At 65.5% G+C, this 14,248-nt stretch carries 12 protein-coding genes and 2 pseudogenes; 10 read left to right on the forward strand and 4 right to left on the reverse strand.

From position 1 onward, the window contains the following. Positions 1–79 precede the first annotated feature (79 nt). Positions 80–1,345 (forward strand): aspartate kinase, encoded by a 1,266-nt coding sequence (locus tag ACFI9K_RS06720; RefSeq protein WP_222095047.1) that lies wholly within the window; start codon positions 80–82, stop codon positions 1,343–1,345. 2 nt (positions 1,346–1,347) lie between these two features. Beyond that, positions 1,348–2,370, forward strand: coding sequence for an aspartate-semialdehyde dehydrogenase (locus ACFI9K_RS06725; protein WP_462662793.1), 1,023 nt, complete (start codon positions 1,348–1,350; stop codon positions 2,368–2,370). A gap of 40 nt (positions 2,371–2,410) precedes the next feature. Here ACFI9K_RS06725 and ACFI9K_RS06730 read toward each other — a convergent pair whose 3' ends face one another. Next, positions 2,411–3,481 (reverse strand): ABC transporter ATP-binding protein, encoded by a 1,071-nt coding sequence (locus tag ACFI9K_RS06730; RefSeq protein ID WP_462662794.1) that lies wholly within the window; start codon positions 3,479–3,481, stop codon positions 2,411–2,413. Positions 3,482–3,563: 82 nt separating this feature from the next. Here ACFI9K_RS06730 and ACFI9K_RS06735 point away from each other — a divergent pair, with 82 nt between their 5' ends. The 3 genes from ACFI9K_RS06735 to ACFI9K_RS06745 all read left to right on the forward strand — a co-directional run bounded on the left by ACFI9K_RS06735 (position 3,564) and on the right by ACFI9K_RS06745 (position 7,799). Continuing rightward, complete coding sequence (locus tag ACFI9K_RS06735) at positions 3,564–5,432, forward strand: multicopper oxidase family protein (RefSeq protein WP_462662796.1); 1,869 nt, start codon at positions 3,564–3,566, stop codon at positions 5,430–5,432. Positions 5,433–5,496: 64 nt separating this feature from the next. Continuing rightward, positions 5,497–5,901 carry a DUF6855 family protein gene (locus ACFI9K_RS06740; protein WP_462662797.1) on the forward strand — a complete coding sequence of 135 codons (405 nt, stop codon included), beginning with the start codon at positions 5,497–5,499 and terminating at the stop codon, positions 5,899–5,901. Positions 5,902–5,948: 47 nt separating this feature from the next. Beyond that, positions 5,949–7,799 (forward strand): HNH endonuclease signature motif containing protein, encoded by a 1,851-nt coding sequence (locus tag ACFI9K_RS06745; RefSeq protein WP_462662798.1) that lies wholly within the window; start codon positions 5,949–5,951, stop codon positions 7,797–7,799. Between the two features lie 27 nt (positions 7,800–7,826). On the opposite strand, the gene ACFI9K_RS06750 is transcribed toward ACFI9K_RS06745, so the two are convergent. The 3 genes and pseudogenes from ACFI9K_RS06750 to ACFI9K_RS06760 all read right to left on the reverse strand — a co-directional run. Next, positions 7,827–8,747: a polysaccharide deacetylase family protein gene (locus ACFI9K_RS06750; RefSeq protein WP_462662799.1), complete on the reverse strand. Its 921-nt coding sequence runs from the start codon at positions 8,745–8,747 to the stop codon at positions 7,827–7,829. Positions 8,748–8,754: 7 nt separating this feature from the next. Continuing rightward, positions 8,755–9,033: a hypothetical protein gene (locus ACFI9K_RS06755; protein ID WP_462662800.1), complete on the reverse strand. Its 279-nt coding sequence runs from the start codon at positions 9,031–9,033 to the stop codon at positions 8,755–8,757. Between the two features lie 49 nt (positions 9,034–9,082). Continuing rightward, positions 9,083–9,208: pseudogene (locus tag ACFI9K_RS06760) on the reverse strand (CGNR zinc finger domain-containing protein); the annotation flags it as partial. A 6-nt stretch (positions 9,209–9,214) separates the two neighbouring features. Here ACFI9K_RS06760 and ACFI9K_RS06765 point away from each other — a divergent pair. The 5 genes and pseudogenes from ACFI9K_RS06765 to ACFI9K_RS06785 form a co-directional block, all read left to right on the forward strand. Continuing rightward, a pseudogene (locus tag ACFI9K_RS06765) lies at positions 9,215–9,700 on the forward strand (epoxide hydrolase); the annotation flags it as partial. Between the two features lie 35 nt (positions 9,701–9,735). After that, positions 9,736–10,341 (forward strand): TetR/AcrR family transcriptional regulator, encoded by a 606-nt coding sequence (locus ACFI9K_RS06770; RefSeq protein ID WP_462662801.1) that lies wholly within the window; start codon positions 9,736–9,738, stop codon positions 10,339–10,341. Next, positions 10,338–11,846 carry a flavin-containing monooxygenase gene (locus ACFI9K_RS06775; protein ID WP_462662802.1) on the forward strand — a complete coding sequence of 503 codons (1,509 nt, stop codon included), beginning with the start codon at positions 10,338–10,340 and terminating at the stop codon, positions 11,844–11,846. The genes ACFI9K_RS06770 and ACFI9K_RS06775 overlap by 4 nt, the downstream gene beginning before the upstream one ends. Continuing rightward, positions 11,843–13,534, forward strand: a complete 1,692-nt coding sequence (locus ACFI9K_RS06780; protein WP_462662803.1) for a GMC oxidoreductase — start codon at positions 11,843–11,845, stop codon at positions 13,532–13,534. Before ACFI9K_RS06775 ends, ACFI9K_RS06780 begins: the two co-directional genes overlap by 4 nt. Continuing rightward, positions 13,534–14,169: a hypothetical protein gene (locus ACFI9K_RS06785; protein ID WP_462662804.1), complete on the forward strand. Its 636-nt coding sequence runs from the start codon at positions 13,534–13,536 to the stop codon at positions 14,167–14,169. Before ACFI9K_RS06780 ends, ACFI9K_RS06785 begins: the two co-directional genes overlap by 1 nt. Positions 14,170–14,248 lie beyond the last annotated feature (79 nt).

Below are 14,248 nucleotides of genomic sequence, written 5' to 3' on the forward strand. Positions count from 1 at the left end.
CCACTGTTCGGGCCGCTCTCTCGGTAAGGTGACCGCGGACAATCGAACGGTTGTCGGCTATCCAGCGGAGGTAATACGCGTGGCTCTCATCGTCCAGAAGTACGGTGGATCGTCGGTGGGGACCGCCGAACGTATCCGACGCGTCGCTGAACGAATCGTCGAGACCAAGAAGGCGGGCAACGACGTCGTCGTCGTCGTATCGGCGATGGGCGACACCACCGACGAACTGCTCGACCTGGCCCAGCAGGTGTGCCCGGCTCCGCCTGCTCGCGAGATGGACATGTTGCTCACCTCCGGCGAACGTATCTCCAACGCCCTCGTCGCAATGGCGATCCACTCGCTCGGTGCCGAGGCGCGCTCGTTCACCGGTTCGCAGGCAGGCGTCGTGACCACGAGCGTGCACGGCAACGCCAAGATCATCGATGTCACGCCTGGCCGCGTCCGTAGCGCGCTCGACGAAGGCTCGATCGTCCTCGTCGCCGGCTTCCAGGGCGTCAGCCAGGACAGCAAGGATGTCACCACCCTCGGCCGCGGTGGATCCGACACCACTGCCGTCGCGCTCGCCGCGGCATTGAACGCCGACGTCTGCGAGATCTACACCGACGTCGACGGCATCTTCACCGCCGATCCGCGCATCGTCCCCAACGCCCAGAAGCTCGACACCGTCTCGTTCGAGGAGATGCTCGAAATGGCGGCCTGCGGCGCGAAGGTGCTCATGCTGCGCTGCGTCGAATATGCCCGTCGCTACAACGTTCCCGTTCACGTGCGCTCGTCGTACACCACCAAACCCGGAACGATCGTCTCCGGATCTATGGAGGACATTCCAGTGGAAGAAGCAATTCTCACCGGCGTCGCACACGATCGCAGCGAGGCGAAGGTCACCGTCGTCGGTCTGCCCGACACACCCGGCTACGCCGCCAAGGTCTTTCGCGCAGTGGCGGATTCGGAAATCAACATCGACATGGTATTGCAGAACGTCTCCAAGATCGACACCGGCAAGACCGACATCACCTTCACCTGCCCCAAGGCCGACGGCCCGACGGCAGTGGAGAAGCTCACCAAGTTGCAGGGTGAGATCGGCTTCGCACAGGTGCTCTACGACGATCACATCGGCAAGGTCTCGCTCGTCGGTGCCGGTATGAAGAGCCACCCCGGCGTCACCGCGACGTTCTGTGAGGCCCTCGCGGACGCAGGAATCAACATCGACCTCATCAGCACCTCGGAGATCCGTATCTCCGTGCTGTGCAGCGACACCGAGCTCGACGACGCGGTACGCGCGCTGCACGCAGCCTTCGACCTCGGCGGCGACGAAGAAGCAGTTGTACACGCAGGAACAGGACGATAGCCATGACCACAGTTGCAGTCGTAGGAGCCACCGGCCAGGTCGGCGCCGTCATGCGAACCCTGTTGGAGGAGCGCAACTTCCCCGCCGACACCGTTCGCTTTTTCGCCTCCGCGCGCTCGGCGGGCAAGAAGCTGCCGTTCCGCGGCGAGGAGATCATCGTCGAGGACGCCTCCACCGCGGACCTCGCCGGTATCGACATCGCACTCTTCTCGGCCGGGGCCACGCTCTCCCGCGAGCAGGCACCGCGATTCGCCGCAGCCGGCGCGGTCGTCATCGACAACTCGTCGGCGTTCCGCAAGGACTCCGACGTGCCGCTGGTCGTCAGCGAAGTGAACCCCGAGGCGGCGAAGAACCCGCCGCGCGGCATCATCGCCAACCCCAACTGCACCACCATGGCCGCGATGCCGGTACTCAAGGTACTGCACGACGAAGCAGGCCTGCAGCGGCTGATCGTCTCGAGCTACCAGGCCGTCTCCGGTAGCGGTCTCGCCGGCGTCGACGAGCTCGCTACCCAGGCCCGCGCCGTCATCGACGACGTCGAAAAACTGGTGCACGACGGTTCGTCGGTGGATTTCCCGGCCCCGAACAAGTACGTCGCGCCCATCGCCTTCAACGTCCTGCCGCTGGCCGGCGCGTTGGTGGACGACGGATCCGGCGAGACGGACGAGGACCAGAAGCTGCGCAACGAATCGCGCAAGATCCTCGGACTGCCGGACCTGCTGGTCAGCGGCACCTGCGTGCGCGTGCCGGTGTTCACCGGTCACTCGTTGTCGATCAACGCCGAGTTCGCTTCGCCGTTGTCGGTCGAGCGAGCCCGCGAGTTGCTGGCCTCGGCACCGGGCGTTTCGTTGGTCGACGTCCCGACACCGCTCGACGCTGCAGGCAAGGACGAGTCCCTCGTCGGACGCATCCGCCAGGATCCGGGCGTCCCCGAGGGCCGCGGATTGGCGCTGTTCGTCTCCGGCGACAACCTGCGTAAGGGTGCCGCACTCAACACTATTCAAATAGCCGAGCTGCTGGTCTGACCTGCGTGCGCGTTGTGCTGTGCACAACGCGCACGTTGGGTCAGTTCAGCCGATGACCCTCGGCGGACGCGTCGAAGATGTGGGCGTGCGCGTCGTCGATTCGGACGTGAACGCGGTCGCCCTTCTCGGGCGGGCTACGCCAATCGGCCCGAGCGACAATTGTTTCGGTCTTGCCGTTGATGTCCGCGCGTCCGAACACGAAGGCCTCGGAACCGAGTTCTTCCACGACGTCGATCTCCAGTGCGATTCCGCTGCTTGCGATCTCGATGTGCTCGGGCCGAATGCCGAACATCACCTCGGTGGCCGAACCGAGGGTCTGACGCGGAACCGGAATGACCTGATCGGCCAGTTGGACGCCGCCGTCGGTGACCGGAGCACGGAACAGGTTCATCGACGGTGAGCCCATGAACCCGGCGACAAACGAGTTGACCGGGGTGCGGTAGAGCTCACGTGGTGTGGCGCACTGTTGCAGCACACCACCTTTGAGCACCGCGACACGGTCACCCATCGTCATGGCCTCCACCTGATCGTGGGTGACGTAGACGGTCGTCGTGCCGAGCCGGCGCTGCAACTGCGCAATCTGCGTCCTCGTCTGGACGCGGAGTTTCGCGTCCAGGTTGGACAACGGCTCGTCCATCAGGAACACCTGCGGCTGCCGAACGATGGCGCGGCCCATGGCAACTCGCTGGCGCTGCCCACCGGAGAGGGCCTTCGGCTTGCGATCGAGGTACGGCTCGAGATCGAGCAGCTTGGCTGCCTCCTCGACACGGGTGCGAATGTCTTCCTTGTTCGCCTTCGCCAACTTGAGGGCGAACCCCATGTTCTCGGCGACAGTCATGTGTGGGTACAGCGCGTAGTTCTGGAACACCATCGCGATATCGCGATCCTTCGGTTCGGAATTGGTGACGTCCTTGCCGCCGATGAGGATGCGTCCCGAGTTGACCTCCTCGAGGCCCGCGAGCATCCGGAGCGACGTCGACTTGCCACAGCCCGAGGGGCCGACCAGAACGAGGAACTCACCGTCCTCGATCTGCAGGTCGAGCTGATTCACCGCGGGGGTGTCGGAGCCGGGAAAAAGCCTGGTCGTGCGCTCGAACGAGATTGTTGCCATGACGAAATAGATCCCTCCACCGGCAGGAACGTGCCGGACGATCCGAGTGTGGGGTGACGGCTGGTGCCGACCAGCACATAGTATGGGCCCAATCACAACCAGGAAGGAAGGTGGCCGGGTGAGCGGCGCTGTATCCAGACGAACCGCCCTACGTGGGCTGGCGGCCGCCGCAGTGGCGGTAGGTGCGGCGGCAATCCCGGTGGCGTCGACGACGCGTCGAGCACTGGCCGACGACTTTCTCCGTGGTCAGAGCCCACTGCTGTTTCATTCGCCGCCGCTGACGCCGTTCCGTGACGAGCTGCCTCGGTTGCCGCTCATCAGCGGTACCGAGATCTCGCTCGACGCGCACAGCGCCACCCACGCGTTCCACGCCGATCTCCGGCCCGCACCGACGTTCGGCTACGGGCAGTGCGACTACCTCGGGCCGACCATCGAATCGCAGACCGGTCAGCCCTGGACGTTGAAGTACTCCAACACGACCGCCGGCAATCCTCTCGCCGCCGACGTCGACACCTCGCTGCACGGCATGAGCGAGATGGACCGCACGATGACGCCGACAGCGCTGCATTTCCATGGCAGTATCACCGAGCCGGCCAGCGACGGGCACTCCGAGATGCTGGTGCGCCCCGGTGAGGCGATGACGCACAACTTCTCCGGGCTCAACGATGCTGCCGGGTTGTGGTACCACGACCACGCCATGTCGATGACGCGCATCAACGTCTACGCGGGCCTGCTCGGTATGAACCTCGTCCGAGACCGTTGGGACACCGGCACATCGGACAACGCCCTCGGTCTGCCCTCGGGTGAATTCGAGTTGCCGTTGGTGCTGCAGGAAAAGATCATGAATCCCGACGGCAGCATGAGCATCCGCTCCAATATCACTGTGCCGCAAGGTAAGTGGGAAGGCGGCGGCACCGGAGACGTGGGCGTCGTCAACGGCAAGATCTGGCCGACGATGGAAGTGGCCCGAGGCATGTACCGGCTGCGGCTGGTCAACGCCGGCTCGTACAGTGTGTGGAACCTGTTCTTCACCAACAAACTTCGCTTCTGGGTCATCGGAACCGACGGCGGATTGCTCGACGCGCCGGTGGAAACCACCAGCATCCGACTCGCGCCCGCCGAGCGCGCGGACATCCTCGTCGACTTCGGAGCCGTCGAAGCGGGTGCCCTCGTCGAACTGCTCAACGACGAGCCGCCACCGGCGCAGGCCGCGTCCCTCGGGGCCGTCCCGATGCCGATGTTCTGCCAGTTCCGCGTGGCGTCGGCGGCGGGGTTCCGCGGCGGGATGCCGTCGTTGCTGCGCGGCGGAAAAGGCCAGCCGGATCTGTTGCCCGCGTTGCCCACCCCCACTTTCACGCGCACAGTCACCGTCAATCAGCCGTCCGGCGGGTTGAACCTGGACATGACGCTGATGAACCTGAACAACCTGCGGTACTCCGACCCGGACATCGAAATGCCCAAGCAGGGCACGGTGGAGATGTGGAACATCGTCAACACGACGGTGGAGCCGCACCCGATTCACCTGCACCTGGCGCACTTTCGGACGCTGGGACGCATCCCCATCGACCTCGCCGCCTACCAGCGCGACTTCCCGCGGCCGACGTTCGGCGCCAAATGGGCACCGCCGGTGGAGAAGTTCCTCACCGGGCCCTCGGTGCCGCCGGCGACCTGGGAAGCCGGATGGAAGGACACCGTCAACACGTACCCGGGCACCGTCACCCAGATCCTCGTCCGATTCCCGACGGCCGACGAACTCGGCTTCGATCCCGACGCCACCTTCGCGGGACCTGCCGCGCACCACGGCGGTCACGACATGAGTGGTCACGACATGGGTGGTCACGACATGCCTGCTGCTGGGCCGACCGAGTTGCAGGGATACATGTGGCACTGCCACATGCTCGACCACGAGGACCACGAAATGATGCTGCGGTACCGCACTGTCGCTCCGTGAGCTGGATGTAATCGCCGGCCGACCCTGTAGTGCGGCGCACTCGACCCCGGAACGGACTTGGCCAATGACCGGCAGCGGAACCACATCCGACCCCTGGGCACTCGCGACCGCCCCCGGCACGTCGGAGTACACCATGTACCGAGATCTCGGCCACGAGCCGCCTGCCCTGGTGTGTCAGGTGGGGTCGACGACCCTGAGGTACCGCATTGAGGCAATCGAGGATCTCCACGGTTGGCTGACGACGCGTGCCGACTGGGTGCTGCTCGGTGCCGCGGACGAGAAGAAGCCGGCTGCGCCGGACACGGTCGAGGCGTGGGGGCGCTCGCCCGACAACCCGGTCGGCGGATGGTACGGGCTCAGGAACGGTTACCGCGGCCGGTTCGGGATGTACTTGCCGCCGCTACTCGAACGGCTCGGCCTGGCCGAACTCACCCATAACGCCCGGAACAACAGCATGCGCGCCCTGTAGGGAGTCGTCGACAAAGTTTGTCGGTGGGTGGGTATAGCTTTCGTGGGGTGAAGACATGGGGGGATGTGTTCGGGCTCGGGGACCAGGAATTGGTCACCGAGCTGGTCGACGTGACCTCGCATGAGAGCGCTTTGGCGGCAACGAGGTTGACGTTGCTCGCCGAGATCGACCGACGCGGGTTGGCGATGAAGCTGGGGCATTCGTCCGTCGCTCGCTGGTACGCCCGATCGGTTCGGATCGCCGACGGATCAGCGGTCCGCCAGAACGCACTGGGGTACTGGCTGGGTGATCACCACACTGTGCTCGACGCCCTCGCCTGCGGTGAGATCCACGCCGCGCATGCGGTGGCGATCGCCGAGGGATACGACGTCGTCCTGGTAGCGGACCCGACGTTGGGTGAGGATCGACGCGCAGGGGTGGTAGCCGAACTGCTCGACACTGCGTTGCGCAGCACCGCCGGCCAGGTCACCTCTCGCGCGCAGGCCTTGGCCTATTCCGCATCCGAAGACGCTCGTGCTCGTCACGAGAAGGCGGAGAAGGCACGCCGCGACCACGAACGGCAGGAACAAGAACGGCGTAGTGATGATGCAGTGACCTCTAGCGGTCGGCTGCCTGATCCGGAACCGCCTGCGCCCGAGCCTGTTCCGCCGAGGCCGGCGCCGCGACCGATGTCGGAGAATCCGGACCTGAACCGATTCGATCTGCATCCGCTGGCCAACGGTCGCTATCAGGTCGGCGGCGACGTCGACCGGTTGCTGGCGGAGAAGTTGCTCACGGCCTTGTCGGGGTTGACTGCGCCGCGGCCCGGTCCCGGTGGTGAACGTGATCCGCGTACCCCGTCGAAGCGGCGGGCCGATGCCCTCGATCAGATCCTCGACCGGCACCTGCGCGGCGGTAGCAGTGGGTCAGGGGGTGGGTCGCGGGCGTCGGTGCACCTGATCGTTCCATTGCGGGACCTGCTCGCCCACGGCAAGGAGGAAACCGGCAGCGCGACAACGGATTCGACCGGAAAGGGTGTGCCTACCGGGAACTCCGCGAACGGCGGTGGCGGCACCGTCAGTACCGGTCCGCGTCCTGACGGTGCCGCCCGAGGCGGTGCCGATACTGGCGGCACAGCAACCGGTGCCGGGCATAAGTCCGGGCCCGGGTCGGGCGACGCTGATCCGGGCGGCGGCAGTAGTGATGCCGGCGATAGGGGTGCGGGGCAGACGTCTGCCGCCGAGCGGGTCGCCGCTGACGCTCGCCGCGAAGCTGCAACCGAAGCCGGACAGGAGTCAGCGCCCGAGCCTGGGGCCACCGCGGCTCACGGCGAAGCAACCGCCGGCGGCGGTAAAGGTGGTGCCGGTTGTAGTGATGCCGTGCAGATGTCTGCCTCCGAGCGGCTGGCCGCCGATGCTCGCGGAGAAGCAGTCGCCGGTGGTATGGGCCGTAGGGGGCAGAAGTCTGCGCCTGAGCCGGGCGATCCCGACTGGCCGTTCCACCTCGACTGGACCGGCCCGATCAGTCGCTCCCTCGCCGAGCTACTCACCTGCGACGCAGACCTGACCCCCGTCATCGTCGACCACAACGGCGTCCCACTCGCCCTCGGACGCACCACCAGACTGGCCAGCGCCGACCAACGCATCGCCCTGAGCATCCGCGACACCTGCTGCGTCATGTGCGGTCGCCCCGCACAGTGGTGCCAGGCCCACCACGTGAAGTTCTGGGAAGACGGCGGCCACACCGATCTGAACAACCTCGCGCTCGTCTGCGGAGAATGCCACCGACTCGTCCACCACGGTGACTGGCAGATGATCATGGGCGACGACGGCCACCCCTACGCCATCCCACCCGAAACCGTCGACCCCACAAGACAACTCATCCCCAGCTACCACCGACGAAAACAGCGAGCTGCCTGACTGCACGGCAATTGTGGTGCTGCCGACCTATCGGCTGGGAGCTACAACCGTGCGGTAGTGGGCCGCGATGTCGCCCGGGGTGGTGAACCAGACGCCGTCGCTGTTGTCGGTCATGTGACTCAGTGCGGCTCGGAACCGGCGCAATCGGTAGGGCTGTCCTGTCAGGAAGGTATGCACGGAGATAGCGAGCACCACCGGTTGTCTCGCCGAATTCTCCTTCAGCTCGTCGAAGCTGCCGATGATGTTGCGCTCGAACGCTTCTGCGGTCTGATGATGATGGACGAACATCGGCAGGTCGTTGATCTCGTGGGGATACGGGACGCTGAGCAGAGGACCGCCGCGGGTCCCGAGCCACACAGGTTGGTCGTCGACCGGCCAGTCCAACGTGTACTGGTAACCGCGCTCCGCGAGGAGGTCCTCGGTGACGCGGCTCGGGTTGGCACCGGGGCTCATCCAGCCTCGGGGCGGAGCGCCCTCGTGGCGCTCGATAGCCGTCGCCACCTCGTCGATCGAGCGGCGTTCGGCGTCCTCGTCTTGATCGTTCGGTTGCACCGCGTTCGTTCGGCCGTGCGCGACCACTTCCGCACCCACACCGCGGAACGTGGCGGCCAGTTGCGGGGCGTGCTCGTACACTTCGGTGTTGATCAATAACGTCGGCCGAATCCCGCACTGCTGCAATGTCTCTGCGATACGGAAGCCGCCGACACGGTTGCCGTACTCGCGCCAGCCCCAGTTGTACGTGTTGGGTTGGTCCATCGCCGGCGTGTAACCGAGGCCGGGCTGCCCGTCGTCGTACGGGAAGTGCTCGCAGTTGACCGCGACATACACCGCGAGACGCGCGCCGCCCGGCCACTCGAACTGCGGTCGATCCACGATGGGGGAGTACTCGAAGCGGCCGTGTGAGGGGAGGGGCATGGCCGGGGTATTGCCCGCGGCGAGACTGGGCAAACTGGCGTCAGTTCTCCTGCACGACGGCACGGACCAGGTGCGCGATCTGCGGGTCTCGGGGCTCGAACACCTCGAATATCCCGATCGCTGCGAGCTGTGGTGCCAGGTCTTTCAGAGTCGCGACCACTTCGTCGTGGGCCTCGGTTCCGGGTTCCACGTCGCGGAGTGCCTGCGCATTCGCGACGAACGCCGCCACGGTGCCCTTCCGTATCGGGCGGCCGTCGAACGTGGCTCGTTCGGCTCCGTCGGGAAGTATGTCTTCGGGGCGTACCGAGTGGCTTGTCATTGTGTCGTCCTTTCGTCGAAGTAGCGTGCGCACGCCAGTGTGGCCGATGTCAGCGCGCTGATGTGGTGCCACGGTTGGCCGCCATACGTGCCTTGTTCTGCCGGTTGCCGCACGTGTTCATGTCGCACCACTTTCGGCTTCGGCTCTGGCTGATGTCGAAGAACGCTGCGTGACAACCCTAGAGTTCGACCGCGATCGCATCGCCTACGCGACACTGCAGGCGACGCAGCCGCAGACGATCGGGTATTCGCTCGTCGATTCCCCTGTCGGATTGCTGGCCTGGATCCTCGACAAGTTCGCGGAGTGGACCGACACCGAGGGCAGTCCGTTCGAGACGATCTCCCGCACCGCATTGTTCGACAACGTCACCCTGTACTGGCTGACACGTAGCGGGGCGTCGTCGGCCCGCATCTACTTCGAAAGCCATCACTCGCTCGACCCAGAGCTCCGCGTCGATGTCCCGGCAGCGATCACCACGTATCCGCGCGACATCGCGAAGTGTCCGCGGCCGTGGGCAGAGCAGAGATATCGGCACATCGTCCGGTGGCGGGAACCCGACGTCGGCGGGCACTTTCCCTCCCTCGAGCAGGCCGAGTTCTTCGTCCGAGATCTTCGCGCGGGTCTGTCTGCTGTTCTGCAAGCGGATCGACGCAGCGATCGAACTTAAAGTCAGGCTGGACTGTTTGTTGTTTTGACGCTACTGTGCGAAGTGTGACTACCGACACAGAGCTCAGCGAAGGCGCGCCGACCCAGCGCCGCACGCAGGCCGAACGCACCGCGGGGACCCGCGCGAAATTGCTCGATGCTGCGGTGGAGTGCCTCGTCGAGCTGGGTTTCGCCAAGACCAGCACGCAGGAGATCGCGCGGCGCGCCGGAGTGTCTCGTGGAGCGCAGCTGCACCACTTCCCGACCAAGGAGTCGTTGGTGATCGCGGCTGTCGAGCATCTCGTCGACCGACGGCTCTCGGAGATTCTCGAGGCCGAGCCCGACCCGGAGCGCGGCCCCGAAATTCTGGTCGATGCGTTCTCGGGCCCGCTTTTCTACGCCGCCCTCGAACTGTGGGTCGCGGCCCGCACCGATCCGTCGCTGCACGAGGCAATGATCCCTCTCGAGCGACGCGTCGCCGAGGCAATACAGAGCGGCGCTCAGATCGTCATGGGTAGTCGAATGTCCGCCGAGTCGATCGAGCTCAGCGTCGAACTCGCTCGTGGGCTCGCTGTTTCGGCGCTGTTCCGTACCCCCGAAGCCGACGCGCAGCTGCGCGGACGGCTCCTTCCCGTTTGGTCCGAAAAGGTGATGGACTCGTGAATTCTGCACTGCCTCAACAACTCGACGTGCTGGTAGTCGGAGCCGGGTTCGCCGGCCTCGCCGCGGTGGCGAAGATCCTTGCCGACGATCCCAGTGCCGACGTGACCGTCATCGAGCGGGCATCGGAGGTGGGCGGCACGTGGCGGGACAACACCTACCCCGGGTGCGCGTGCGACGTACCGACGTCGCTGTACTCGTTCTCGTTCGCGCCGAGCCCGAAGTGGAGCCACACCTTCGCGCGCCAACCGGAGCTGTTCGACTACCTCCGGTCCGTGGTCGATCGTTTGAACCTCCGCAATCGCATCGTCACCGATTGTGAACTGCTGTCTGCAGACTGGAGCGAGACGGATCAGCGCTGGTCGGTGCAGACGTCGCAGGGTGCGACCAGCGTCAGAGTCCTCGTGGCCGCGACCGGTGCGTTGTCTACGCCCAAGATCCCGAACGTGCCGGGCATAGACACGTTCCGAGGAACGGTGTTCCATTCCGCGACGTGGAACCACGAGCACGATCTCACCGGGGAGCGCGTCGCCGTGATCGGTACCGGTGCGTCGGCGGTGCAGTTCGTGCCCGAGATCGTCGACAAAGCCCAGCGGCTCACAGTGTTTCAGCGCACCCCCGCCTGGGTGATCCCTCGGCTGGACCGCACCATCGGCCGGTTGGAGAGAACGCTGTACGAGAAGGTGCCTGCAGCCCACCGGGCAGTGCGCGGCGTCATCTACGGGTACCGCGAGGCCTACGTGACCGTGTTGGCCGACAACCCGTGGATGCTCCCCGCGGTGAAGGCCTTCGCCAAGGCCAACCTGAAGCGTCAGGTCAAGAACCCCACAACCCGGGCGGCGTTGACTCCCGACTACGCTCCCGGCTGCAAACGCCTTCTGCTGTCCAATGATTGGCTGCGAACGCTGGATCGATCCGATGTGGATCTGGTGACCTCGGGACTCGAGTCGGTGACCGAGAACGGTGTGGTCGACGCCTCCGGCCGTAATCACGAGGTGGATACCATCATCTTCGCGACGGGGTTCACACCCACCGAACCACCGGTGTCGCATCTGTTGCGCGGCAACGACGGTCGGACCCTGGCAGAGCGTTGGGGTGGGAGTCCGCAGGCTCATCTCGGGACGACCGTCGCCGGATTCCCGAATCTCTTCCTGATGTACGGTCCCAACACCAATCTCGGGCACAGCTCCATCGTGTACATGCTCGAGTCGCAGGCCAACTACGTGGTGTCCGCGCTGAACGACATGAAGCATCGCAGCATCTCGGCCGTCGAGGTCACCGAATCGGCTCAGCGGCAGCACAATTCATGGGTCGACTCATCCCTCGATGGAACCGTGTGGAACGCGGGTGGCTGCTCGAGCTGGTACCTCGACGCCAACGGGCGCAACTCCACGATGTGGCCCACGTACACGTTCCGCTTCCGCAACAAGACGCGTGAGTTCGACGCCGCGAACTACCGACTCGTATCCGGCACCAACGAATCAGACAAGAAGGCGGTATCCGCATGAGCGACTACGACGTACTGATCATCGGCTCCGGTTTCGGCGGCAGCGTCGCGGCGCTGCGGGCCGTGGAGAAGGGCTATCGGGTGGCCGTACTGGAATCCGGCCGGCGGTTCGAGGACCACGAACTACCCAAGACCAGCTGGCGGTTGCGCAAGTACCTGTGGGCCCCGGCGTTGGGATGCTATGGCGTGCAGCGCATCCACCTACTACCCGACGTGCTGGTGATGGCGGGAGCCGGCGTGGGCGGCGGTTCTCTGAACTACGCGAACACGCTGTACCAGCCGCCGGCGAAGTTCTTCGAAGACCCGCAGTGGGGCTCGATCACCGACTGGCAGCGCGAGTTGAACCCGTACTACGACCAGGCGCGTCGGATGCTCGGTGTCGAGACCAACCCGACGATCACTCCGTCGGACAAGGTCATGAAGGAAGTTGCCGAGGACATGGGTGTGGGCGATACGTTCACCTCGACTCCGGTCGGCGTCTACTTCGGTGACCGTGGCAAGACCGCACCCGACCCCTTCTTCGGTGGTGCCGGTCCGGAGCGAACCGGATGCACCGAGTGTGGTTCGTGCATGACGGGCTGCCGCGTCGGCGCGAAGAACACGCTCGTCAAGAATTACCTGTACTTGGCCGAACATGCAGGCGCGCACGTCCTTCCGTTGACCACCGTGGTGGACGTGCGGCCGAACGGCGCAGGCTACGACGTGGTGACGCGTCGGACCGGGGGCAAGCTGCGTCGCAAGGAAAAGACGATCACGGCCGATCAGGTCATCTTCTCGGCCGGCACGTACGGCACGCAGAAGTTGATGCTCGCAGCAAAGGAGAAGGGATCCCTGCCGCGGTTGTCGGACAGGATCGGCTCCCTGGTGCGCACCAATTCCGAGGCCGTCCTCGCCGCGACCGCCCGTGGTCGTGAGGTCGATTACCACGAGGGTGTGGCCATCACGTCGTCGTTCCATCCCGATGACCACACGCACATCGAACCGGTGCGATACGGCAAGGGCAGCAACGCGATCGGGCTGTTGCAGACCGTGTTGAGCGACGGCGGCGGCAAGATGCCCCGCTTGCTCAAGACTCTCGGGGTCGCGCTGCGTCATCCCGGCGCTGCGGTGCGGAGCCTGTCGGTTCACCGATGGTCGGAGCGCACCGTGATCGCGTTGGTGATGCAGACCGACGACAACTCTCTCGAACTCGGTTCCAAGAAGGGCCCGTTCGGTCGTCGGCTCACCAGCAGGCCCGGCGCGGGCGACCCACCGCCGCAGTGGATTCCGCAGGGACACACGGCCATCAGGTTGCTCGCCGACAAGATCGGTGGCGACCCGGGCGGGTCGATCGCCGAGATCGTCAACATCCCGATGACTGCGCACTTCCTCGGTGGCTGCGCCATCGGTGACTCACCGAAGACCGGTGTGATCGACGGCTATCAGCGCGTCTACGGCTATGACGGACTGCACGTGCTCGACGGTTCCGCCGTCAGCGCCAACCTCGGTGTCAATCCGTCTCTGACCATCACCGCGCAGGCCGAGCGCGCAATGGCGTTGTGGCCCAACAAGGGTGAGCCGGACCGTAGGCCCGCCGTCGGCTCGAGCTACACCGAGGTGGCACCTGTGCAGCCGTCGAACCCGGTGGTGCCGGTGACGGCGCCCGGCGCTCTGCGTCTGCCGCTGACCGTCGTGGGGAGGGATTCCTGATGTGGAGTGTCGCCGAGTCCGAGACCGAGCGCACCGACTGGCCGGTCAGCCCTGCCGCGCCGTGGCCTGCGAACGTTCGAGCCACGATCTGGTGGCATCGCGCCCGGTCATCGGAATTCGCGCCCGCCGGTGCGAAGACGCTGCCGATCACGATGTGCATGGTCGTCGACTACACGACGTCGCCGGTCGGCCCCTACCGGGAGATACTCGCGAGTCCGGTGATGCGCCGGGACGTCGGAAAGATTCCGCGGATGGCGGTCCCGTTCATCGCCGTCGACTCCGCCACGTCGGTGCACGGCGGCCGAACGAACTGGCATCTGCCCAAGGTGTTGGCCGAGTTCGACGGTGACGTTCTTGGTCAGGCCGGGGCGCGTGGTGAGGAGTGGTCGGTGCGGACAGATTCGCGCGGGTTCGGGCCGCAGTTCCCGATGCTCGGTTCCATCGGGTTCGCGCAGCCGGTGACCGGCGGGTCGTCCGTCGGTGTCTCGAGCTTGAAGGGGAAGGCCAGGTTGGCCCGGGTCGAGGTGGACTCGAAGGGGCCGACGCTCAGCAGCTGGTTGCCGTCCGGCACGTATTTCGGCCTGCAGATCGTCTCCGGTTCGATGCGGACGGGCGAGGCGCGTCTGGTGCCCTGAGGGGTTCACGAAAAGGCTTTTCTTGACTTAGTACAGATCAGTGGCATGCTGGTGGTCGATCTCAGGGGTTTATGCCGCG

The sequence above is a fragment of the Rhodococcus sp. PSi06 genome, assembly GCF_054960675.1.